The 22,499-nt window shown below is 55.8% G+C and carries 17 protein-coding genes and 6 pseudogenes; 17 read left to right on the top strand and 6 right to left on the bottom strand.

What is annotated here, in order from left to right; genetic code table 11:
- Window positions 1-70 precede the first annotated feature (70 nt).
- The 5 genes and pseudogenes from CPY51_RS15870 to CPY51_RS15850 all read left to right on the top strand — a co-directional run bounded on the left by CPY51_RS15870 (window position 71) and on the right by CPY51_RS15850 (window position 5,018).
- Entirely contained in the window at window positions 71-1,351 is a 1,281-nt protein-coding gene (locus CPY51_RS15870) for an ABC transporter substrate-binding protein (RefSeq protein ID WP_111161186.1), read from the top strand.
- Window positions 1,352-1,410: 59 nt separating this feature from the next.
- Complete coding sequence (locus tag CPY51_RS15865) at window positions 1,411-2,247, top strand: metallophosphoesterase (protein ID WP_111161185.1); 837 nt, start codon at window positions 1,411-1,413, stop codon at window positions 2,245-2,247.
- Window positions 2,248-2,290: 43 nt separating this feature from the next.
- Window positions 2,291-3,079 (top strand): SDR family NAD(P)-dependent oxidoreductase, encoded by a 789-nt coding sequence (locus CPY51_RS15860; protein WP_111161184.1) that lies wholly within the window; start codon window positions 2,291-2,293, stop codon window positions 3,077-3,079.
- 230 nt (window positions 3,080-3,309) lie between these two features.
- Window positions 3,310-3,594, top strand: a pseudogene (locus tag CPY51_RS15855) (SDR family NAD(P)-dependent oxidoreductase); the annotation flags it as partial.
- Between the two features lie 41 nt (window positions 3,595-3,635).
- Window positions 3,636-5,018, top strand: coding sequence for an aminotransferase (locus CPY51_RS15850; protein WP_111161182.1), 1,383 nt, complete (start codon window positions 3,636-3,638; stop codon window positions 5,016-5,018).
- 118 nt (window positions 5,019-5,136) lie between these two features.
- Here the strand turns inward: CPY51_RS15850 and CPY51_RS33465 are convergent.
- Window positions 5,137-5,250: pseudogene (locus tag CPY51_RS33465) on the bottom strand (IS30 family transposase); the annotation flags it as partial.
- A gap of 45 nt (window positions 5,251-5,295) precedes the next feature.
- Here CPY51_RS33465 and CPY51_RS32305 point away from each other — a divergent pair.
- Window positions 5,296-5,715 carry a hypothetical protein gene (locus CPY51_RS32305; RefSeq protein ID WP_146260135.1) on the top strand — a complete coding sequence of 140 codons (420 nt, stop codon included), beginning with the start codon at window positions 5,296-5,298 and terminating at the stop codon, window positions 5,713-5,715.
- Between the two features lie 356 nt (window positions 5,716-6,071).
- Here CPY51_RS32305 and CPY51_RS34090 read toward each other — a convergent pair whose 3' ends face one another.
- Window positions 6,072-6,332, bottom strand: a complete 261-nt coding sequence (locus CPY51_RS34090; protein WP_111161179.1) for a hypothetical protein — start codon at window positions 6,330-6,332, stop codon at window positions 6,072-6,074.
- A gap of 391 nt (window positions 6,333-6,723) precedes the next feature.
- On the opposite strand from CPY51_RS34090, the pseudogene CPY51_RS15820 reads away from it, so the two are divergent.
- A pseudogene (locus CPY51_RS15820) lies at window positions 6,724-6,857 on the top strand (AAA family ATPase); the annotation flags it as partial.
- A 49-nt stretch (window positions 6,858-6,906) separates the two neighbouring features.
- On the opposite strand, the gene CPY51_RS15815 reads toward CPY51_RS15820, so the two are convergent.
- Entirely contained in the window at window positions 6,907-8,079 is a 1,173-nt protein-coding gene (locus CPY51_RS15815; RefSeq protein ID WP_195909541.1) for an ROK family transcriptional regulator, read from the bottom strand.
- Window positions 8,080-8,211: 132 nt separating this feature from the next.
- Here CPY51_RS15815 and CPY51_RS15810 point away from each other — a divergent pair, with 132 nt between their 5' ends.
- The 5 genes from CPY51_RS15810 to CPY51_RS15790 are packed head-to-tail and all read left to right on the top strand — an operon-like array spanning window position 8,212 to window position 13,741.
- Window positions 8,212-9,507, top strand: a complete 1,296-nt coding sequence (locus CPY51_RS15810; RefSeq protein ID WP_111161176.1) for an extracellular solute-binding protein — start codon at window positions 8,212-8,214, stop codon at window positions 9,505-9,507.
- Window positions 9,508-9,516: 9 nt separating this feature from the next.
- Window positions 9,517-10,425 carry a carbohydrate ABC transporter permease gene (locus tag CPY51_RS15805; RefSeq protein WP_111161175.1) on the top strand — a complete coding sequence of 303 codons (909 nt, stop codon included), beginning with the start codon at window positions 9,517-9,519 and terminating at the stop codon, window positions 10,423-10,425.
- Window positions 10,422-11,270 (top strand): carbohydrate ABC transporter permease, encoded by an 849-nt coding sequence (locus CPY51_RS15800; protein WP_111161174.1) that lies wholly within the window; start codon window positions 10,422-10,424, stop codon window positions 11,268-11,270. The genes CPY51_RS15805 and CPY51_RS15800 overlap by 4 nt, the downstream gene beginning before the upstream one ends.
- Window positions 11,271-11,276: 6 nt before the next feature.
- The gene (locus tag CPY51_RS15795; protein WP_111161173.1) at window positions 11,277-12,338 is read left to right on the top strand and encodes an ABC transporter ATP-binding protein; all 1,062 of its coding nucleotides are present in this window, start codon (window positions 11,277-11,279) and stop codon (window positions 12,336-12,338) included.
- Window positions 12,339-12,364: 26 nt separating this feature from the next.
- Window positions 12,365-13,741, top strand: a complete 1,377-nt coding sequence (locus CPY51_RS15790) for an aminotransferase (RefSeq protein ID WP_111161172.1) — start codon at window positions 12,365-12,367, stop codon at window positions 13,739-13,741.
- Window positions 13,742-13,924: 183 nt separating this feature from the next.
- Here the strand turns inward: CPY51_RS15790 and CPY51_RS15785 are convergent.
- Window positions 13,925-14,311, bottom strand: a pseudogene (locus CPY51_RS15785) (transposase); the annotation flags it as partial.
- A 144-nt stretch (window positions 14,312-14,455) separates the two neighbouring features.
- On the opposite strand from CPY51_RS15785, the pseudogene CPY51_RS15780 reads away from it, so the two are divergent.
- Window positions 14,456-14,800 (top strand): annotated as a pseudogene (locus tag CPY51_RS15780) (IS701 family transposase); the annotation flags it as partial.
- Window positions 14,801-15,188: 388 nt separating this feature from the next.
- Here CPY51_RS15780 and CPY51_RS15775 read toward each other — a convergent pair.
- Together CPY51_RS15775 and CPY51_RS15770 are read right to left on the bottom strand one after the other, a co-directional pair.
- Window positions 15,189-16,217: pseudogene (locus tag CPY51_RS15775) on the bottom strand (IS110 family RNA-guided transposase).
- A 195-nt stretch (window positions 16,218-16,412) separates the two neighbouring features.
- Complete coding sequence (locus tag CPY51_RS15770) at window positions 16,413-17,231, bottom strand: SDR family NAD(P)-dependent oxidoreductase (protein WP_111161170.1); 819 nt, start codon at window positions 17,229-17,231, stop codon at window positions 16,413-16,415.
- Window positions 17,232-17,692: 461 nt separating this feature from the next.
- Between CPY51_RS15770 and CPY51_RS15765 the strand changes: the two genes are divergently transcribed.
- The 4 genes from CPY51_RS15765 (at window position 17,693) to CPY51_RS15750 (ending at window position 22,385) form a co-directional block, all read left to right on the top strand.
- The gene (locus tag CPY51_RS15765) at window positions 17,693-18,505 is read left to right on the top strand and encodes a MurR/RpiR family transcriptional regulator (RefSeq protein WP_111161169.1); all 813 of its coding nucleotides are present in this window, start codon (window positions 17,693-17,695) and stop codon (window positions 18,503-18,505) included.
- Window positions 18,506-18,944: 439 nt separating this feature from the next.
- Complete coding sequence (locus CPY51_RS15760) at window positions 18,945-19,787, top strand: phosphodiesterase (RefSeq protein ID WP_111161168.1); 843 nt, start codon at window positions 18,945-18,947, stop codon at window positions 19,785-19,787.
- A gap of 11 nt (window positions 19,788-19,798) precedes the next feature.
- On the top strand, window positions 19,799-20,500 hold the full coding sequence (locus CPY51_RS15755) for an HAD family hydrolase (RefSeq protein WP_111161167.1): 702 nt from the start codon (window positions 19,799-19,801) through the stop codon (window positions 20,498-20,500).
- Between the two features lie 256 nt (window positions 20,501-20,756).
- Window positions 20,757-22,385, top strand: a complete 1,629-nt coding sequence (locus CPY51_RS15750; RefSeq protein ID WP_111161166.1) for a Na/Pi cotransporter family protein — start codon at window positions 20,757-20,759, stop codon at window positions 22,383-22,385.
- Window positions 22,386-22,499 lie beyond the last annotated feature (114 nt).

Raw genomic sequence — 22,499 nt, 5'->3', positions numbered from 1 at the left:
CTGCCCAAAACGGTCGCGATCCACGGCCGGCCGACCCTTCTTGCCCATCAACACTGGAAAGGACAACATCATGCGCAGTACAATAACGATACTCACGCTTCTCGCAGGGACCTCCTTAACGCTCGGCAGTGCCGCGGCGGAAGATGTCACGCTCAATGTTTTTCACCCCTTCGGCTCGCACTCCAAGCGCTTCTATGAGCCAATTGCCGATGAATTCATGAAGCTGCACCCCGACGTAAAGATCACCTTCCGGGCAGAAGCGCAGAACTACAACGAGGGCCACCTGACTGTCGTTCGCCAGGCGCTGACCAACGAACTCCCGGATGTTTGGTTCTCGGGCTACAACCTGCTCGGCGAACTTGTCGACACGCTTGAAAAGCGCGACCAGATCGTCAATCTCTCCCCGATGCTCGATGCGGAGGGCGCAGCGTGGGTCAAGGAAAACTACGCTCCGAACGTTCTTGAGCTTGGGCAGGTTCGCGGCGCACAATGGGGGATGCCGTTCGCAGCCTCGACGCCGATCGTCTACTACAATCTCGATCTTGTGAAAAAGGCGGGCGGAGACCCGACCAATCTGCCCACTGATTGGGACGGCATTCTGGATCTCGCCAAGAAGATCCATGCCCTCGGCGACGGCGTGGATGGCCTAACCGTCAACCTTTCGCTTGATGACGATTGGCAATGGCAGGCGATCCTCATGGGTTATGGCGGCCAATTCATGGATGCCGAAAAGAAGACGGTCACTTTCGGTGACGAAGCCGGCCTGGCGGCCGTGACCCTCATTCAGAGGTTGGGAAAAGAGGCAAGCATGCCGCTACTCAACGAGGAGCAGGGCATCCAGCAGTTTGTCGCGGGCAAGATGGGAATGTTCTTCGGTTCGACCGCCGAAGTCCGGACTATGGATGACGCCGTAAAAGGGAAATTCGAGGTCAAGACCGGAGCGTTCCCGCTTGGGGACAAGGATAAGGGACGGCTCCCTTCCGGCGGTAACGCGGCCGTTATTTTGACTGCCGATCCTGCCAAGCAGAAGGCTGCCTGGGAGTACATCAAGTACTCCACGAGCCCGGCTGGACAAAAGCTCGTGGTGCTTGGCTCCGGCTATATGCCGACGAACTTGAAGACGACTGAACCCGAATATCTCGGCAACTTCTATGCAGACCGTCCGAACTGGACCACGAGTATGAAACAGTGGCCACTCGCCACGGTCTGGTTCGGATATCCTGGGTCCAAGGGAGTCAAAATCTGGCGCGAACAAAGCCCGATCCTGAATTCCATTGCCGATGGAGGCACCGACCCGAAGGCCGGTTTGGAACAACTCGTCAAGGCTACACAGACGCTGATCGACGAATGAATTGAGGGATTTCCACGGAGCCGACGCGAATGCGTCGGCTCCTAATGTTGGAGTAGCCTGTGGTCAAGATCATCCACATTACCGACACGCATATCCTGCCCAAATCAGAAAAGCTGATGGGCCTGGACCCCGCCGCTAGGCTTGAGTCGGTCATCGCATCTGTCAACAAAGACCATGCTGACGCAGACTTCGCTGTCTTTTCAGGCGATCTTACGGACAAAGGGGACATCGAGTCTTACCGACTCTTCGCCGATCTTCTCGACGGTCTGAGAGTGCCCTATACCCTGACTTTAGGAAACCACGACAATAGGAGTGCGTTCGTCGACGTCTTTGGACGGGAGTGGCTGGACCACAGCGGTCATATCCAGAACTCGACCTCGATCGGAGATGTCTGCATTCTCGTGCTGGACACACTGAACGACGTGCGAGCTGACCGCGGACGACTATGCCGGGATCGCCTGAGCTGGCTTCGTAGTCGTCTCGGAGAACAATCTCTGAAGCAGAAGATAATCTTCATGCATCACCCGCCGAAAAGCGTGAACGTTAAGTGGTTCGATCAGATGCTGCTGGAGCATCCGGAGGCATTCTGGGACTGCTTGCGTTCCGCAGGTGGCGCCGAGCACATTGCGTTCGGACACACTCACCTCGCCTCGACCGGCAGATGGGGTGACACGTCGTTCAGCTCCAACCGCGGTACCTGCCATCACATCTTGCTGAATACGGCGACCAACTATTGCGAGTTCTACGAAGGCCCGCCGTCCTATGACGTCCTAATTGTCGATGAAGGCGGGATTGTCGTTCACAACTCGTCTCCAGTCGATCGAAGCGCGATACTGGCGCGAGAATATCCCACCGAAGACGGCAAAGGGAAACTGGTCAACGCGGGCGATATATAGAACTCGCCTGTACGCTTAGAACAACACCGTGAGAGGAACAGCGATGGATATGGGTCTGCGGGACAAATGCGCCGTGATAACGGGCGGGAGCGTGGGCATCGGCCTGGCGGTAGCAGATGCGATCGCTGCTGAGGGCGGCAATCTCATTCTTGTCGCGCGCGATGAGACGAGGCTCGAAACCGTAAGTCGGGAGTTACGGGCCAAACACCGGATTAAGGTCTTGCCGCTGGCACGGGATGTCACCAAACCGGAGGGCATTGATGAGATCGTGGACGCTGCCGCGAAGTTTGGGGGTGTCGATATCTTGATCAACAACGCCGGCACCGGCTCCAACGAAACCGTCATGGAAGCGCCGGACGAAAAGTGGCAGTTCTACTGGGACCTCCACGTCATGGCGGCGGTAAGGCTCTCAAGGGGTCTTGTGCCGCAGATGAAAGCCCGCGGCGGAGGCGTTATCCTGAACAATGCCTCGATCTGCGCAGTGCAGCCGCTGTGGTACGAACCAATCTACAATGTCACTAAGAGCGCCTTGATGGCTTTCTCGAAGTCGCTATCGACGGAGCTTATTCCCAGCAACATCAGGGTCAATTGTGTAAACCCCGGTCTCGTACTCACGCCGGACTGGATAAAGACGGCCAAGCAGCTGACCGAACAGACACCGAATGGGTGGCAGGACTATCTCGACGGCGTCGCGGATGAGCATGCCCCTATCAAGCGTTTCGCAAACGCGGAAGAGATTGCCAACCTATTCGTCTTCCTATGCTCGGATAGGGCGTCATATTGTGTCGGCGGCACATACTTCATTGATGGTGGAATGCTGAAAACCATTTAGCTTTGCTGTACCAAAAATGGAGTAATAATCCGTTGACAATATCTGTTTTTGGTAAGAAACTCCAGTAGTCCGCTCATTGTGGGAATTTTGTCCAGCGAAATTTGCGGTAACGAGCGGTCTCTCCTCCCAGGGAGCGTGGGTAGGCCTAGTGAGGCTGTTGCTCACGAGAGAGGACGTTATCGGCATCCCGATGACGTCCTCTCGGTTTATCGCAATTAGATGGTGTTAGCATGCGGCTTTCAGAAAAGACGGCGTTGATTACCGGTGCTGGTCAAGGCATCGGCAAGGAGTTCGCCCGCGCATACATCGCAGAAGGGGCCAAAGTGGCAATTGCTGATATCGACTTTGGGCGCGCTGCCAAGACTGCGGAAGATTTAGGTGAACGGGCCATTGCGGTCCATCTGGATGTCTGTAGTCAGAAATCAATCGACGACGCAGTAAGCAAGGTCATTGCAGAGTATGGCTTCATAGACATTCTCGTGAACAATGCGGCGATATTCGACCTTGCTGCTCTGGGCAACCGAAATAGATCAATGGCAAATTCAAGGAGCCAGAAATGACGCATCCATTTAAGTCTAACTCGGTCGCTCATCGAGATGTCACGTTCCACCTGCACTCCCAGACCAACCCGGACGCATTCGAAGCACGCGGGCCGCAAATCATCAGCTCCGGCAAAGGGGCATGGATCAAGGACTCCAACGGCAAAGAATATATCGACGCCATGGCGGGCCTTTGGTGCGCTTCGCTCGGCTTTACCAACGACCGCCTCGCCGCTGCCGCCGCTCGCCAGTACGACAAGCTTGGCTTCTACCATACATTTTTCCAGCGAACCGGGGAGGGCGCGACCGCGCTCGCCGAAAAGCTTGTCGAATTGACCGGGATGGAAGGCGGCAAGGCCTATTTTGCGACGTCTGGGTCGGAGGCAAACGAGACTATGGTTAAACTAGCCTGGGTCTACCATACCGTCCGGGGAAAGCCGACAAAGCGCAAAATCATTGCCCGCAATCGTGCGTTTCACGGCTCCACTATCGCAGCAGCATCGATGTGCGGTCTGGAGTTCATGCATCGCGAATTTGGGTTACCTCTGCCGGGCTTTCTACACACTGAGGCGCCATATCCATATCGTGGTATGCTCGAAGGGGAGGACGAAGCCGCTTATGTCGACCGTCTGGGTTCCGAACTCGAACGGATGATCCTGCGTGAAGGGCCGGACACGATCGCCGGGTTCATCGCTGAGCCGATTTTCGCCGGCGGCGGGATCATCGTACCGCCGGCGGGGTATTTCGCGCGCATTCAGGAGGTGCTCGATAAGTACGATGTGCTTTGCCTCGACGATGAGATCGTCTGTGGATTTGGCCGCACCGGAAACTGGTTCGGCAAAGAGACGGTCAATCTGAAGCCCGACATGATGGCCCTCGCTAAGGGACTCTCATCCTCCTATTTCCCAATATCGGCTGTGGTGATGAAACCGGAGATCTACGACGCCGTCCGTAGCTTCAACAAAAACGGCGGGTCCTTCGGGCATGGCTTCACAAACTCGGGCCATCCTGTTGGCGTTGCCGTGGCGCTGGAGGCAATCGCAATCTACGAAGAATCCAATATCGTAGATCACGTACGCCGGATGGGAAGGCTTCTGCGAGATCGATTCGAAGCCATTGCCGAGACATCGCCCATCGTAGGCGAAGTGCGTGGGTCTGGTCTGATGCTAGGCATTGAACTGGTCGCTGACAAAGCGACGCGTCAACCTTTTGCGCCGGCTCGTCTCGTGGGTGCCACTTTTGACCGAATTGCCTACAGCAACGGGCTCGTGGCTCGCTGCATGGGCGACACGCTAGGCTTTTCCCCCCCACTCATCATCGACGAAGCGGATGTCGACGAGATCGCCAATCGTTGTGAGGTTAGCTTGCGCGCGTTGGAGAAAGACTTGAGCGAGGGGTGAAGATGAGCTTCGCGGCGATCGCTGATGGTGATCCCCTTTCCGCCTAGCACGGATGCTATAGGAGGTCGGTGTCGATTTCCTATAGCGATTGGCCGGTTTCACAGCCGGCCGATTTTTCCGTGACGCAGAAGTAGCCGCTCAGGTCCGGCATCTCATGATCTTCGAACCTGTTGCGGAAAGTCGTCGAACGGTGACGGCCCAGCTTCTCCGCGATCGTGTCGACAGCCATGCCCGCATGATGCATCCCTCAATCTTCCGGCGTCAAGCTGGATCGATTTTGGCATTGGATATCGGGCAAAAAGCACCTGACTACGAATACCTACCGGCTGCGATGCGGCAGATTGAAGAGCGCTTGGGCGAATTGCCTGACAGATTGTTGGTGAATGCAGGTTATACAAGTCGACAGAACGTTCTGGTCGCGCATGACATGAATGTGGAGCTTGCCGGACCTTGGGTTCAAACCGATGGTCGGGTGAAGCAGCGGTTCCAGCGCGCCGGCGTTGCAGAAGCCTTCTTGCCCGAGCAGTTCCGGTACGATCCGAGCGCCGACATTTATGTATGTCCAGAAGGAAAACACCTCACGGCGCGCCACAGCCATTCCGCACGTCCCGGCAGAAAGATGACCCGCTACCAAGTAAACCAAAACGATTGCTGGTCCTGCCCCAGCCGACAACAATGCTGTTCGAGTAACAAGTGATACGGACGATCAATCGTCGTCACGCAGGAAGACCCAGTCGTCAGTTCTTTTCCAGAACGTCAGACGACGCCCGAGGCGCGTGGGTCTGATGCGTGAACGGGCACGGGTGGCAGAATTCGTGAATGCCTGGCTGAAGGAAAAGCTGGGCCTCCGGCGCTTCCGTGTACGGGGTCTTCAGCAGGCGCGGGCGGAAGCAACATGGGCCATTGTGTTTCGGCGTGGAATATTGGGTCAGACGCACTTTCGATGACGTTTGATCATGATGGTCCGACAAGGCGGGCCTGAAGGAGATCGATTTTCGCCCGGCCGTACATCTGCCGCTTCACCATTTTCAGTTTGTTGATCTGGCCTTCGACCTAGCCGCTTGACCATGGCTGTTCGATAGCATTGCGAATGGCATCGATGTCTTTGGAAACGCCATTCCCAAAGGAGGCAATCAGGCTTGATCTGGTATCGCTGATCCAGGGGCGCAAGTCAGATATATTACTTTTGCGGATCATGGTTTGGAACCCGTCGAGCAAAATTCTCGCCGTAGCCAGTGCTGGGACGCTCTTCTCGATATTTGCGACGATCACGGCATCAGTTTTCGTCAAGTTGTTCTGGCTGGTTGTCATCATGCGAGCAATTTTACGGGCCGAAGGGACGCGTTGAAGGTCGGTTAGGCAGAGGCGATCAGCACGCCGGCGACGGGTCGTCCCTTCGTCACCACCCTCAGCGACCCTCTGAAGCCTCTCGCTTTCAGACGTCGCCACAGCTCCGCGCCGTTGTGACAGCCCTCAATCCAGAGGGCGTCAAGGATTGGCAAATAAGCTTCAAGGGAGCTTTCCCGAACACGGAACACATCGTTCTGAATGCCACGGGCAATCTTGCGCACTGTTCCGCGGCTAATACCGGATCGTCAAACAATCTCCTTCAGTGAATGGCCTTCGTCTTTCATTGCTGTGATGGCTTTCTTGACCTCTTCGCGCCGGAGATAACCTTGAAACTGTATGGGCTCGGCTCGCCAGCGAAAACTTCTCTGTCGCCTGTCATCGCCCCCCCAAGGCTGTTCGCCACACTTGCCCTGGCGCGCGGCGAAGGCCGATATCCGAAGATCCTCAAGGCGCTGGCCATAACCGACCGGCTCATTACTTGACGACTGGGTCCGGAGAAGATCAACCAGGGCCTGTCGCGGCCAAGCTCCATAGGCACTCAATTCGAGCTGCTCTTCGAAAACAAGCCCGCACGATGGACGGAGGTTTGGAATCGTGGATTGAGCGCCGAGAGGACTGGCAGGAAAGCCGCACCCCGCGGCATCGCGTCAGCACCGAACTGGGACCGGATCAGCCGAGGCCGAGGAGTTTCGGTTGGGCGCAAGGAGGGATACAAGGGCTGTACCGCGTCGAACAGCGCATCGAGAAGCCAGTTCGGCGCGTCTCCGCCGAACATCATGGTTTCCGGCTCGAAGAGGTTTTCGAGTGTGCTGAGGCCGTTTCGGAGCGGTTCGATGGCCTCGCAAATCCAGTCCTTCACGAGCACATCCTCAGCTGTCATTTGCGTTTCGATTTCGTCGAACGATCGGACTTTCTGATCCTTTTCATTCAGGAAACGCCGCAGCGACGTCAACGAAGCATATGTTTCAAGGCAGCCTTTCTTGCCGCAGACGCAAGCGTTGCCGTTTGGGATGACGATGGTATGTCCGAATTCGCCCGCGTTGCCGAAGGCTCCGCCGAATGCCATGTGCTCAATCATGGCCGCACTGCCAAGGCCTTTTCCGAGCGAGATATAAAGAAAATCGGTAAGTTGGGCAGTCGCCTCTCCGAAGTAGCCCTCGGCGGTTATTGCACATTGACCTTCATTGGCAAGGACTACGGGCTGTTCGAGCATTGTCTCGAGGCGGTCCCGCAGCAGGGCCCCGTCCCAGTTCCCGAGATGGGGCGGGCGTATCACGTTCGCACCAAAGGGTCCTGGTGTCGCAAGTCCGATTCCGAGAAATTTAGACTTTGGAAAACGTGTGTCCTGCAGCCATTCTTCCGTTCTCTCCTTGATCGCTCCCGCGATAAGTTCGATTTCCATCTTCACCAGCGCGACTTCCGCACTCCTGGTGACTTGACCGCGGAGGTTTTGCTCCACGCATGCGAGCCGACCTTCGTCGACGTGGAAGCCGAAGGCAAACGCGCCCTTCGGGTTGAGCGCGATCGGAACGGGAGGTTTACCCACCCTGCGTTCCGCACTCTTTTCCTCGCGAAGGAAGCCTTGAGCGATAAGTTCCTCGACAATGTCGGAGGTGGCTTGCCGCGACAGCCCGGTCGCGTCCGAAATTCTGATCCTCGGAAGTGGCCCGCTTCTACGCACCTCGTCGAACACCACCCACAAATTTATCATCTTTGATTTCAATGCGTTAGTTGCGGATAATACCATGTGTCACCTTTAATATGTCAAGTTGACAGAATAATTATTGACGGTCGATTTTCCTTCTGCCACATTCCGTATGTCAAACACCAGAGGGAAACAAAAATGACAAGGCAATTTCCATTGACACGTCGGCGGCTCCTGGGATCCGCCATCGCCGCCGGTTCGTTTCTCGCCATGCATGCTGCCGGCTCATCAATTGCAGAGGCACAGGTTGGCGCTCTGAATGTCTTCGGTCCTTTGCCGCCTGATCCCGCACCGCCTGGCGCGGCGCAATTTGCGCTTCAGGCCTTTGAGGCCTGGAAAGCGGCGAACGGATCGGACGTTGCTTACGATCTTTTGGCTTGGGCCCAATTGCATGACCGGATGGCAACAGCTTTTGCATCCGGCTCAGCCCCTTGGGACATCCTCTATATGTCCGGATGGGTTCCGGAGTTTGCATCGTTTCTTGAGCCGTTTGCGGATAGTCTCCCGCAGGAACTGGTCGAAGACATGCCCCCGTCCAGCTTTGAAACAGTGGCCTGGAAAGGCAAGCGTTATGGCGCTGTATTCACGTTGTCGCTCCTGACGCTCTTCTACAACAAGGAGCATTTCGAGCAAGCCGGCATCAAGGAACCGCCGAAGGACTGGGACGATTTCAAGCGCCTCACCAAGGAACTGACCCGCGACGAAAGATACGGGTTTGTGGCAAATTACGGTGATCCTGCCGGCATCGGCGGCACGGCATCGTACTGGATGGCGTTCCTCCAGCAGGCGGGAGGAAAGATGTACGACGAAGCCGGGATGCCGATCTTCAAAAGCGACGAAGGCATCGCGGCCCTTCAGATGATGATGGACCTCAATGCCGCAGGAACCGACCCCGGTTCGATATCCTATGTCGGCATCAATGACGCAAGCAACGTGCTCATGTCCGGTCGTGCATCGATGATGATGAACTGGCCGTTCATGTGGAAGGCCGCGGAAGATCCGAAGCAATCGACTATCGTTGGGAAAGTCGGTAGCTCGATCCTTCCCGCGGGACCGGCCGGAAGCGCCTCGATCGACGGCACGGACGCGTGGGTGATAGCCAAGAGCAGCGCCAATATTCCGAAAGCGCAAAAGCTCGTTGAGTTCTACCTCGACAAGGAAGTGCAAAAACGCCAAGCGCTCGATACCGGTTGGCTCCCAATCCGGCTCTCGGTGCTGAATGACCCCGAGGTGCAGCATGCGCTCCCCATCGCAGGGACAGTTCTGGAGCAGTCAAAGCACCCTTATAATAGCTTTGTCACCCCGGACTACACCCAGGTGACCCAAGCGCTCGGAACCGAAATTCAGAAGGCCTTGCAAGGCAACGCGACTGCCGCCGAGGCGATCAATTCAGCAAGCGACCTCGTCGCTGCGATCGTGAAGCAGCGCGGCTGAGCCAGTACGATGACACATTTTCGAACTTTTGAGCAGCACCGGCTTCTCGCCGGCGTCCTCTTCATCGCGCCTGCGCTTTTGGTGCTGGCCGCCATTCTGGGATATCCGATCCTGGAGTCGTTCGTTCTCGGATTCCAGCGCGTCCGGCTTGCAGCCGGCGCGCTGGAGAAGACCCCGGTCGGCTTCGATAATTACGTGGCGATGTTTCAGGACGGCACTTTCCTCAAGGCGCTTGCCAACACCGCCTACTTCACTTTCATGGAGGTGGTGCTTGTCATCGCGATCTCGATGTCAATCGCGGTTCTGCTACAGCACCCTCTCGGGAAGGGCGGCTTCTTCCGCATTCTCCTGATCGTTCCTTGGGCTATTGCCCCGGTTGCCAATGCCGTTTTGTGGAAGTGGATCCTCAATTCCAACTACGGAATTCTGAACACGATTTTGCAGGGTGCCGGGGTCATCGACAGGACCCATGTTTGGCTGGGTACGCCGGGATCGGCGCTGAACTTCCTCCTTCTTGCCGATGTCTGGAAATCAGTGCCCTTCATCGCACTCTTGCTTCTCGCCGGTTTGCAGCGGGTTCCGCAAACGCTGTACAAGGCCGCTTATATGGATGGCGCAAACAGGGTGCAGACCTTCCTCGCCGTGACCATGCCCTCAATGAAAGGTGCAATAGCGATCGCCGTCGTGCTCCAGACCATTTGGTCGCTGCGCGTGTTCGACATCGTGTTCGTTCTGACCCGCGGTGGTCCGGCCGACGGCACAGTCCTTCTGAACTTCCTCGCCTATCGCACCACCTTCAACTTCCTTCAGATCGGAATGGGGGCGGCGATCGCCAATCTCATCTTCGTGGCCACGTTCGCTCTTGCCGTGGTTTACGTACTGCTGGTCTCGACTAAACGCGGAGGAGCCGTCCGATGAGCTTTCAGAGCCATAGAACCGGTGGTCCGCTGTTTCGCCTCTTTATCTGCGCCTGCCTCGTGCTGTTCGTCATCTGGTCGGCCGCCCCGATCCTTTGGATGATCATCTCCAGCGTGATGAAGCAGCAGGCGTTGATAGCGCGCCCGATCGACCTTTCGCTGTCGAACCTGACGCTCGAAAATTTCCTGGCCGTTATGAATTCGGCAGCGTTGATGGGACGAGGTATTTTCAATTCGCTTGTCGTCTCGGCATTCTCGACCGCCATTGCGATCGCGCTTGGCGCACCCGCAGCCTACGCACTGGCTCGGCTATCTGTCCCGCATGGCAACACGATCGCCTTCATCGTTCTGGCGACTCAGATGCTGCCGGGAATTGCGATCGCGATCCCGCTTTTTCTTCTGATCAGCAAGCTCGGACTGATCGATAACGTTCTGACGCTGGGTGTCGTCTATCTTTCGTTCAACCTGCCCATCGTGATCTGGATTCTCCGGGGCTTCTTCCAGGCGATCCCTCCCAGTATCGAACGTGCCGCCGCGATCGACGGCGCGGGAGTGATCCAGACATTCTGGTACGTCATCCTGCCGATCTCCGTGCCTCCGCTTACCGCTGCCGCAGTCTTCGCATTCGTGGAAGCATGGAACGAGTTCTTCTTCGCGTTGATCCTTACCCGTCAAAGCGCCCAGACGCTTCCACTGGTGATCGCGAATTTCGCCGGCCAATACCAGACCGTTTTCGGTCAGATGATGGCGGCAGCCGCCGTCAGCGTCCTGCCCGTCGTGCTGCTCGCGATCGTTTTTCGCAACAAGATCATACGTGGCTTTGCCGATGGCATGGCAAAAGGATAATTCTTCATGTCTCACATAGTGCTCAAGAATGTCTCCAAGTCTTTCGGAAGCGTCAACGTCTGCAGAGACATCAATCTCTCGATTGAGAAGGGTGAGTTCATTACGCTGCTTGGATCTTCCGGATGCGGCAAGACCACGACGCTCAACATGATTGCCGGATTGGAAGACTGCACGTCTGGCGACATCCTCCTCGACGGCAAGCGCATCAACGAGCTGTCGCCCGTTCAGCGCGACGCAGCCATGGTCTTTCAGAACTATGCGCTTTATCCGCATATGACTGTTGCACAGAACATCGGTTTCACACTCAAAATGCGCGGCGTGGCCCGCTCAGAGATCGACAGTCGTGTGCGAGCCGTAGCCACATCGCTTGAGCTATCGCATGTGATCGGCCGGCTCCCGGGCCAGCTCAGCGGCGGGCAGCAGCAGAGAGTGGCAATCGGGCGCGCCATCGTGCGCGAGCCGCGCCTCTTCCTCTTTGATGAGCCGTTCTCGAACCTGGACGCATCGTTGCGGGTGAAAACCAGGGTCGAGATCAAGGAACTTCACAAAAAGCTTGGCGTCACGTCGGTCTTTGTGACGCACGACCAGGAGGAGGCCCTCTCGATTTCCGACCGCATCGCCGTGATGTACAAGGGTGAGGTCGAGCAGTTCGGTTCGCCCGATGAGATTTATTTACGGCCACGCACGCGTTACGTCGCGACATTCATCGGCAATCCGCAGATCGAATTAATGGCTGGAAAACTCGACGTCACGGCCGATGTAGCGAAGATCCGGCTAGGTAGCTGCGAGCTTGGGCTCGAGCGCTCCGATTTGCCGAAAGGACGTCGATCGGTCGAGGTTGGGATTCGCCCGGAACACGTTAGAATTGGCGACTTTCCCGAGAGGGCGGAAGTTCTCTTCGTCCAGCCTGTCGGCCCCTCGACCCACGTCGCCCTGCGCTGGGCAGGCGGGAAAATCACCGCGTCCGTACCAGGCTTTATCCGCCTCTCGCCAGGCGGTTCCATCGGCATCGACATCAATCCGAACCACCTCTTCATTTTCGATCAGGCAACCGGTCAGCGCATCTGACGCCACCAAAACCGTGAGGCAACTCCATGACACAGACTCTATCTAATTCTATCGCCCAACGCGACATCAAGTTCCAGCTCCACTCTCAGACCAATCCGCGCCGCTTCGAGGAGCAGGGGCCGCTCGTCGTTACACGGGGAGAGGGAGTGCGCGTCTTTGACAGCGCTGGAAAAGCTTACATCGAGGGGATGGCCGGCCTTTGGTGTGCGACCCTTGGGTTCTCAAATGAACGGCTGATCGCTGCTGCCAACGCGCAGTACCATGAGATTGCGTACTATCACACGTTCTTCCAGAGAACCGGCCCGGGCGCAACCGACCTGTCGGAGAAGCTGGTTGAGCTAACTGGTATGGAAGGCGGCAAAACCTATTTCGCTACCTCTGGCTCGGAAGCAAACGAGACGATGGTCAAGCTGGCCTGGATTTACCACACCGTCCACGGCAAGCCTGCAAAGCGGAAAGTGATCGCTCGCAACCGCGGTTTTCACGGTTCGACGATCGCAGCCGCGTCGATGTGCGGTCTGGAGTTCATGCACCGGGAGTTTGGTCTCCCGCTGCCGGGCTTCCTTCATACGTTGGCGCCTTACCCGTATCGTGAAATGTGCGAAGGTGAAGACGAAGGGGCCTATGTCGAGAGACTGGCTGAAGAACTCGAGCAGCTTATCCTCAGCGAAGGACCGGATACGGTTGCCGCCTTTATCGCGGAACCGGTCTACGCGGGCGGCGGAATAATCGTGCCGCCGAGTGGCTACTTCCCGCGGATCCAGGACGTGCTGAACAAGTACGACATTCTTTGCCTGGACGACGAAATCGTCTGCGGATTTGGGCGCACGGGAGAATGGTTCGGGAAAGACCTGGTCGGAATGAAGCCTGATATGATGGCCCTGGCAAAGGGCTTGTCCTCGTCATATTTCCCGATTTCCGCCGTTGTCCTGTCGCCGAAAATCTATGGGGCGGTGGCGGAATTCAACAACCAGGGCGGAGCCTTTGGCCACGGCTTCACGAACTCCGGCCATCCGGTCGGTGTGGCAGTGGCTTCCGAAGCGATAAAGATCTACGAGGAACTCGGAATGCCCGACCACGTCAAGAAGGTCGGAAAGCATCTGCGGGCGCGCTTCGAGAAGACTGCGGAAACTTCACTTATCGTCGGCGAGGTTCGCGGTGCTGGTCTGATGCTTGGCATCGAAATCGTGAAGGACAAAACGACACGCGAGCCTTTCCCCGCAAGCAAGCAGGTTGGCGCTATGTTCGACAGGATCGCGTACAAGAATGGCCTGATTGCCCGCTGCATGGGAGACGTGCTTGGCTTCGCGCCGCCGCTCATTCTCACAGAGGAAGAGGCGGATGAACTGGCTGACATCTTCGATAAGAGCTTGAAGGAACTTGAGGGGGAGCTTGGGGTCTGACTTTGACACCTGTGCGCTGCGGTCAGGTCAGCGACATGCGGTCCAAGCCGATGCAAATCATAGCGTCTGAATGGAAAAGGTGTCTGCTGACTATTTCGTTGAGCAATCCACTGTCCGCACGACAAGCTCATTGCAGCTCGCGCCGGTCCATGGAATGACGGTTGTTACACCAACGAGCGGCAATCATGACCGACGCGCCCATTCTCGGTGACCGATCGACATAATATTCCAGGGCTGATCGACGAGCTTGTTCCAGGCAGCGCAGCAATGTTCGACGATATCGTCGTAATCTTTGAAGATGCGGTTCGATAGCCAGTTGTCGCGCATATATTGCCAGACGTTCTCGACGGGGTTCGGTTCTGGTGAGCGCGGCGGCAAGAACATCAGGGTGATGTTGTCGGGCACTTTCTTCGGCGTCACGTGCCATCCGGCCTGTTGAGGATGGAGTAGAGCATGCGCGCCATCATCGACGGCCTGGCTGATCTCTGCGAGATGATCCTGCATGGCTTCGGTATCACAATAGGGCAGCACCAGACCGGCACCTTTGCCCTTCTTCGGGCAGATCGCTCCCAGCCTCCCAGGGCGTTTGGCTGTCGCCGAATATACTCTTCGGCGGCAGCCATTTTCATCGTTGGTGTCGTCCGTCCCACGAGGCGGGTTGATGCAACATTTCGAGCATGCCTTGTGCCATCAGGGACGTCGGCACGTGATACTGCCGACGAATATAACGAGACGAAATCGGGGCTTTGGACCCGTGGCCTCCTGATCCGGCGTAATATCAGCGACGGCGATCTCGCATTCTTCACCACATGGTGCCCGGCCGGGACTGGTATCCAGACACTGGTTTCCGTCGAAGGCCATCGCTGGGCGATCGAAGACAGTTTCGAGACCGCAAAGAACGAGCTCGGCCTCGACCACAACGAAACCCGGTCATGGCATGGCTGGCATCGCCACGTCTCCCTCGTCATGCTCGCCTTCGCCATGATGACGGTGATCAGGTACCGCGCCAATGACGTGACGGCCCAGAAAAGACCGCGGATGCCGACCATCAGGATCTGATCCACTGGTCTATCCAGGAAGTCCGGCGCATCGCCATCAGGCTCGCCCAGCGTCGCATAAACCTCGCTTGGTCATGCTGGAGACGCGCCCATCAGGCGGCGGCTCAACGAGCTCATCTGATTTCCAAATTGCAACTGTAGTGCTTCTGTAATGGGCCTTTGTTCGTCAAGTCCCTCAGCACCAAAATCTCGTCACCAGGATCATGCTTCTGTCCGTGGTCAACACGAAGGTCGCCACACCATGCCATAAGATCAGAACCGGCAGGTCAACTAGGCGGCGTGATTGCCAAAGCATCACAGCACTACTTACGACCTTGCCAGGCTCTCGTCCCGGTAACGGGACCTTGGGAGACGAGACCTTACACGGCTTCGTCTCGATACCGTCTTATCTATGCCGCTGAGGCTTCTTTGCTCCCGCGGAATTCGCTCTCGTCTACCCACATACGATGAAGGATGGTCGCAAGCTTGCGGGCAAGCGCCACCTTGGCGCGCTTCATGCCACGCCGTTTTGCCACATCGACTGCCCATCGTTTCAGCGCAGAGAACCTGGTGGCACGGGTCAGCATAATGTGAGCCGCCTCGTAAAGGGCGGCGCACCATCGTATCACCAACCCGGCTGATGCCACCTTACAGATCCGTCTCGCCTGATTGGTACTTCTTCGGCGTCAACCCGAAGTACGCGCCGACGGTTTGAGATTTTGCAAATCTGCTTGGGTCGTCGATCGCCGAACGATAGGTAATCGCCACAAGTGCACCAACACCGGGCGTGGTCATCAGCCGTTGGCAGACCCGATCCTGGCGGACAATCTTCAACATCTCACGATGCATTTTGGTGAACTCTGTCCAAAGCGCATGACGGGCCTGCAACATAGCACCAATGATCGTCTTCAACACCGAATGCCCGTCGACGAGCTCCGATATTCGCGCTTCGATCCGGCCACGGCTCACTTCGCCAACCTTCAGGCCGTAGCCACGCAAAATGCCCCGAATGCTCAACCCGACGTCCGCAATTTGGCTTGCAGCAGTTTGCGACCGGTCAGAAGCGCCCGGACATCCTGAGAGCTTGGCGATTTCGAATGTACAGTGCGATACCATCCCATCCGTAACAATTGCGCGATGCCACGTGCATCTTTCCGATCGGTCTTGATGATCATCGCCGACAGGGCAGCCTTCACATGGCGGGTTTCCAGCAGAACGACATCAAAGCCAGCCTTCGTCAGGCCCTCATGCAGCCATTGAGACAAGGGACCTGCTTCAAGGCCGACCCGCTTTGCAGCAAACTCCAACGAAACAAAGTGTTCGATCAGCGCGTCCGGTTGGCTCGCTACCTTCGTCTCACGGATAATTTTGCCCGCAGCATCAACCAAACACACACTGCTTGCTTCCAAAGAAACATCAATTCCAGCATAGTAGTCCATGGCTGTTCCTCGCTTGATGTTTGGGGTCGACCAGCTCGGACCCCGTCTCAACATCGTCACTCTGAGGGACAGCCACCAATCTGGCTACAGTCTCCGAAGCGCCGGCCCATTACGGCATCAGGACTTATTTATTATCGCAGGTCCCAGCTTTGAATTATTTCTGAATATTCGTACCCAGATATTAATAACAACCAGCTACTGTTGGCTCCTTCTAACATCACCGATAGTAGACAATCGAGATTCAATACCTTCAGGCCATGCGAGATCCAATTGAGGTGGCCGCAGTTGCTTCAGAAAGCCGCCATCAACATATATTGTTTCGCCGGTTATAAATGAGGCCTCGTCGGATCCGACGAATGCTACCGCCTTTCCAATATCCGAGGGAAGCCCAACTCTTCCAAGTGGTACAAGGGGTGCACGGTCGTCTTTTTCTGGAGCGTCTCCCACGTGAACCGGTCCTGGGCTCACAGCATTGACCCTTATCCCGAAGGGCGCGAGATCCAGCGCCATCGACCGTGTGAGTCCCTCAACCGCGGCTTTGCTGACATCGTAAGCGGCCATACTACGATGCGCCTGTAGGGCGGCCATAGAGGAGATGTGCACAATTGAGCCCGCTCCAGACTCCGCCATTACACGGGCCGCAGCTCTCGAGCACAGAAACACGCCTTTAAGATTGACCTTCATAACCGCATCCCAATGCTCATCTGTCATTTCAAGAAAATGGGCTACCGGATCCGGCCAACCAGCATTATTAACCAGAAGGTCAATACCGCCGTGATGCTCAACTGCGTGAGCTACAAGTTCCTCAGCTTTTCCAGGATCGGAAACATCTCCCGCGAAAACAGTTGCTTTGCCACGCAAGGCTCCAAGATTGGCATGCGCACTGGATAAGGTGTCAATGTCACGCCCGTTCAGCACCACATTCATATTTCGCTCCAAGAGGATTTTTGCAATCCCAAAACCGATGCCACGGCTTGAACCCGTGACCACCGCCGTCTTATTCAATAACGTCATCTGCCAACCGTTTCCTGATTTGCGCCCTCAAAGCGCTATTATTACGTTCGTGCGAACTTACTGGCTTCACTACACCTAGGTACACAGTTGCACCGCAAGAAGTAAAGCAATGAGATCTAATCAGCTAAACCCGAATATATCTAACCAATTTTAGTAAACAGTCAGAGTAACATTCAGCTTAGACGACGTGTTGGTTAGCTCGCATCACGTCTTAACCGACGCTCTGGCTTATGCGCGACATAAACAAAAGGTGTTCCGTAACCGATTTCATTTTGCTGTTCGCGAGATATGGGTTCGGGGTTCGAGCAAGCATACGCTAATCAACACCGCGTGTCACTGGTGTAAAACTCCACATTTCCGTATAAGCTTGCTTCATAATCGTTGTTTGTCCATCACACATCGCTGGTGGAAGTCGAGCGGACGCGACGGAAAATTGGCGATATGGTGGGGAAGGTGTTCTAGTGGCTAACGTGAAGGCAAAGAGGAATGACCCTGGCGCGCTCGCTTATCTTGAGGCTAGCATCCCCGATCTGCCAACGGCTACTGCCCGAGCCGCGATTTACATCGTCGAAAATGCCGATAAAGTAGTTCGCTTCTCGCTAAAGGATCTGAGCAAGTTTTCCAAGGCAGGCGAAGCGAGTATTGTCAGGCTTTGCCAATTGGCAGGATTCAGCGGATTTTCCGATTTCAAGCTGGCACTTGCAGCGGAATTGGCGGTCAGGCAAAGACAGCCGGATATTCATAATACGGGCGATGGTGACAGCCTATCAAAATTAGGCCACGAACTGGCGCGCTCCATCGTTGCGACGGTTGAATTAACTGAGCAATCCGTCCTTCAGAAGATCGCCTCTCGACTCGTATTGGTCAATCGAATCGACCTTTTTGGATCGGGCGTATCTGGAATCATAGCAGAGTTATTTTCCTATAGGCTCCTGCGTGCCGGTTTAAATGCCCACGCGATCAGGGATATCACATTGGCGCACGAAGTTGCCAACGGCCTCGGTCCAACATCTGCTGCCATCGCGATTTCAGAATCAGGAGTAACAGCAAACACTCTCGATTTCCTAAGGGTGGCGCGATCAGCGGGCGCTTTCACTGTGGCGGTCACCTGCCAAGCCCGCAGTCCTTTGGCAAAGCACGCGGACGCCGTTCTGCTGATGGCCAAGCTGAACATTCCTGCTTACGGCGGTTTCATAAACTCGGTTCCGAGGGCCGTTTATCTCGCGGAAGCGCTTGCAGCGCTCATTTCGCCCCAATCGGACATAGTGGAGTAACAATCCATTTACATGTCCGATTGAATGAAGTAATGCTCCACGTCATTCGATATGCCAATCCGAATCGAATGCATGAATATAAGCCCACTATCCGAATAGAGCATAAATTCGCGATGCTTGTTTGTAAGCGAAAGACCTCTTTAGGGATCCGATGAATTCAAATTGTCTGGGATTTTTTTCCAGCCGCGCCTTACAATTCCACATTCTCCGACCTGAAGCGACCGATCCGGATTGGCTTGTAGTAGGTGGATGCTTCATTAGACAAATTACGCGGCTGACATTGTCCGGAGGGGCGAGGTTTAAGCCAATCCGTCATCATATCACGCGCAAAAGTCACTTCGGCGATCGCCGTCTAGTACGAGTGCCAGGAAAACCAAACGGCTCACTTACTGGAGATCGCGCCCAGCCAAGTTCCCCCGTCTAGAAACTGAGTATTACGATGAAAATCATTCATCTTTCAGATATCCACATGTGTCCAGTTGGCGAGCGCGTTATAGGCTTTGATCCAGCAGCGCGCCTGCTTTCTGTAATCGACATAATTAATACTGAGCATTCGAATTCGGATCTCTGCATCGTAAGCGGTGACTTAACTGATGCGGGAGATGAGACCTCTTATCGCCGATTAAAAGAAATACTGACCGCTATATCCGTACCGACCCATTTGATGCTGGGAAATCACGACAAACGGGCGGCATTTCGGGCAGTATTTGATGATGCCTTTGATGACGGCAATGGTTTCGTCCAAGGAGCGATCGACTTCGCCGGCGGCAGGCTTGTAATGCTTGATACACTTGACGAGGATCAACCAAGCGCAGGATTTCTCTGCGAAAAACGTCTGAACTGGTTAGAAAATGAGCTTCAGAATAACCCCGAAGCTCCAACACTAATCTTTCTTCACCATCCTCCGTTCCCGTTGGGCGTCGAGTACTTCGACGCGATGCTGCTGAGAAATGGCGGAGACTTGGAGCGACTTCTCGATCAACACAGCAGCGTTTCTCACGTCACGTTCGGGCATGTCCACTTTCCAGTCTTCGGACAATCGGGTTTGCGCTCTTTCTCGGCATCTCGCGGTACGTGCCATCCAATTCGCACGACGCTTCGCGGCATGACCGCGACGTATGTGGACCGTCCGCCTAGCTACGACGTCCTGCTGGTGGAGGGACGTCGGATCATCGTGCATCCGATGCAGACAGCGCTGTCTGCCGACATCATTGCCAAGGAAGATGCAGACGGTGACGGAGGGGCCGGAGCCATCGAAATTTTCAGAAACAGCCATTCGTAAAGGAACGAAGAATGCCATTTGAACTGCTGATCTGCGATTGTGACGGCGTCCTTGTTGATAGCGAAGTACTCGCTTGCCGTGTCGACGCAGAGGAACTTGCCGACAGAGGGTTCTCCGATTATACGCTGAACGAGGTGCTTCGTCGATTTGCGGGCGTTTCCCAAACCGACATGATAAGGGCTATTGAACTTGAAACGGGCCGCTCGGTAGGAAGCGATTTCGCCACACGAGTGACGCAGAGGGTGGAAGAGGCACTCGCCGCGGACCTACTGCCTTTGCCATATGCCGCAGCGACTTTAGAATCGCTAGGTGTACGCAAATGCGTGGCATCCAGCAGCAGCCCAAAGAAGCTTGAACTCGCATTGTCCGTAACGGGACTAAAGCAATATTTCCATCCCTCAATCTATAGTTCAGTACTTGTGGAGCACGGCAAACCAGCACCGGATCTGTTTCTACACGCCGCAGCTGATATGGGAGTTTCGGCAGATCGGTGCTGCGTAGTCGAGGATAGCGCAGCCGGAGTAAAAGCGGGGATTGCTGCAGGGATGATCGTGATTGGCTTCACTGGCGGCGCTCACTGCCTTGCGGGCCACGCTGAAAGGCTTGCCGAACTCGGTGCGCACGCGGTTGTCAACAGTTGGACGGACATCCCCAGACTCATTGAAGAACTTGGCAACACAAGCCTCCGACGCCGGACGGTTCATAATTCTTAATTATGCATCCGTTAACGGAATTTGATGACGGAATTGAGAGTGAAATAATTATCGAAAATTGTCCTCGTTTTTGCAAAACATGGAGGATGGCTGGCTGGAGATTTCATGTGTATCTCTCCAGTCTCGATGAACGGCGCTTGTTCGAGTTAAGAGCGTATATTTCAGTAAATCGCAGATCGATCTCTTTGTGCAGTCACTTAGGCTGACTTGTACGAGAAGTCCTACTATGCCGAGACTAAATTGGAGGTCATATCTTATGCCTGATCTTATCGGTGCAGTCGCACTTCTGATATGGGGTCTTCGGCTAGTAAAAACCGGTGTGATCCGTTCTTTCGGCGTGCGTCTGCGCAAGTGGATTGGCGCGGGCACGCGGAACAGGCTGCTAGCCTTTGGCGTCGGTCTTCTCGCGACCCTCGCTCTGCAGAGCAGCACGGCCACCGCGCTGATGACGGCCTCATTTGCCGGAAGCGGATTTATGAGTTCGATGATGGCGCAGGCGATCATGCTTGGCGCCAATGTCGGCACGAGCCTGATAACGCGCATCCTCGCATTCGATTTGCACTTCCTGGCACCGTTGATGATCGCGGCCGGCGTGTTTGCTTTCGGCTTCAGCCGTTCCAAGCCCGCCAAAGGCCTGTCGCGCGCCGTTCTCGGACTTGGATTGATGCTGTTGTCACTACGGCTTCTCAGTCAGGCGACGGAGCCCATGCAGCATTCCCATGTACTGGTCGCCCTGATGGCATCGCTTGATGCGGTGCCAGTGCTTGCGGTGATCGTCGCGGCGGTGCTTGCGATCGCGGCCTCATCCAGCCTCGCAATCGTGCTGCTGGCAATGTCGCTGGCCGCAAGCGGAACCGTGACGCCTGCACTCGGTATCGCGCTGGTGCTCGGCGCCAATCTTGGCGGCGCCATCCCACCTGTCCTCGGAACCCTGAACTATGGTGCGCTGGCTCGTCGCGTGACCATCTGCAATATGCTGGTGCGGCTGATCGGATGCGTCGTTGTTCTGCCGTTTATCGAGATAGCCGCAGGGCTTCTGTCTGAGTTAAGCCACGGACCCGAAGCACTCGTCGTCGATGCCCATATCGCCTTCAACATCCTTCTTGCCGTGATCATGCTGCCGGTGCTGCGGCCGCTATCTGCTCTGATGCGCCGCATCCTTCCGGAAGCCACGGAGATCGAGGGCGGGCCGCGTCATCTCGATCCTGAAAGCCTCGACACGCCAGCCCTTGCACTTGCCGGTGCTGCCCGCGAAACACTTCGCATCGGCGATTGCATCACCAGGATGCTGCAGACGAACCTCGAAGCGCTCAGAAAGAACGACACTGCCCGCTCATCCGGCATTGCCGCCATGGACGACGAGGTCGATCGGCTGAACAGCGCGGTAAAGCTGTACCTAGCTAGGCTGAACAGTTCCGCACTGGACGAGAAGGACGAGCAGCGCTCCAACGAGATCATCGGCTATGCTACAAATCTCGAGCACATTGGCGATATCGTTGACCGAAACCTGCGCGACCTGGTGGATAAGAAAATCCGCAACCAGCTGAGCTTCTCGGCGGAAGGCGCTTCCGAGATCGAGGAACTCTATCGGGTGACACTGGAAAACCTTCGGCTGGCCCAGAGCATTCTGGTCACCGGCGATGTGCAGCTTGCCCGCCAACTTGTCGAATCCAAGGTCGATATCCGCCATCTAGAGGAACGGTCGGCTGCCAATCACATGGCACGGCTGCGCGACGGGATGATCGACAGCATGCAGACCAGTTCGCTACATCTCGATATCCTGCGCGATCTCAAGCGCATCAACGCTCATATCGCCGCCATTGCTTATCCGATCCTGAAACGACAAGGTGAACTGCGTGAAAGCCGAATGGTAGCTCATGGATGATGGCTCGGTACAGGCTGAAATCTCCATAAGTTCCATAAGATACCTTATGCGATATGTTATATGTAGCCGGGCACATTCTATTTTCAATTGCGACACGTACAAAACCCTCTTTGT

The sequence above is a fragment of the Arminella tubonensis genome (assembly GCF_003240585.1).
Lineage (GTDB): Bacteria > Pseudomonadota > Alphaproteobacteria > Rhizobiales > Rhizobiaceae > Rhizobium > Rhizobium tubonense.
The sequence above is the reverse complement of the archived record's forward strand: the minus strand, read 5'-3'. Positions and strand labels throughout refer to the sequence as shown.

Excerpts from the sequence above, each read along its gene's own strand:
- CPY51_RS15870 (WP_111161186.1), top strand. The coding sequence starts at position 71 with ATGCGCAGTACAATAACGATACTCACGCTTCTCGCAGGGACCTCCTTA.
- CPY51_RS15860 (WP_111161184.1), top strand. The coding sequence starts at position 2,291 with ATGGATATGGGTCTGCGGGACAAATGCGCCGTGATAACGGGCGGGAGC.
- CPY51_RS15850 (WP_111161182.1), top strand. The coding sequence starts at position 3,636 with ATGACGCATCCATTTAAGTCTAACTCGGTCGCTCATCGAGATGTCACG.
- CPY51_RS34090 (WP_111161179.1), bottom strand. The coding sequence starts at position 6,332 with ATGATGACAACCAGCCAGAACAACTTGACGAAAACTGATGCCGTGATC.
- CPY51_RS15815 (WP_195909541.1), bottom strand. The coding sequence starts at position 8,079 with ATGATAAATTTGTGGGTGGTGTTCGACGAGGTGCGTAGAAGCGGGCCA.
- CPY51_RS15810 (WP_111161176.1), top strand. The coding sequence starts at position 8,212 with ATGACAAGGCAATTTCCATTGACACGTCGGCGGCTCCTGGGATCCGCC.
- CPY51_RS15805 (WP_111161175.1), top strand. The coding sequence starts at position 9,517 with ATGACACATTTTCGAACTTTTGAGCAGCACCGGCTTCTCGCCGGCGTC.
- CPY51_RS15800 (WP_111161174.1), top strand. The coding sequence starts at position 10,422 with ATGAGCTTTCAGAGCCATAGAACCGGTGGTCCGCTGTTTCGCCTCTTT.
- CPY51_RS15795 (WP_111161173.1), top strand. The coding sequence starts at position 11,277 with ATGTCTCACATAGTGCTCAAGAATGTCTCCAAGTCTTTCGGAAGCGTC.
- CPY51_RS15790 (WP_111161172.1), top strand. The coding sequence starts at position 12,365 with ATGACACAGACTCTATCTAATTCTATCGCCCAACGCGACATCAAGTTC.
- CPY51_RS15770 (WP_111161170.1), bottom strand. The coding sequence starts at position 17,231 with ATGACGTTATTGAATAAGACGGCGGTGGTCACGGGTTCAAGCCGTGGC.
- CPY51_RS15760 (WP_111161168.1), top strand. The coding sequence starts at position 18,945 with ATGAAAATCATTCATCTTTCAGATATCCACATGTGTCCAGTTGGCGAG.
- CPY51_RS15755 (WP_111161167.1), top strand. The coding sequence starts at position 19,799 with ATGCCATTTGAACTGCTGATCTGCGATTGTGACGGCGTCCTTGTTGAT.
- CPY51_RS15750 (WP_111161166.1), top strand. The coding sequence starts at position 20,757 with ATGCCTGATCTTATCGGTGCAGTCGCACTTCTGATATGGGGTCTTCGG.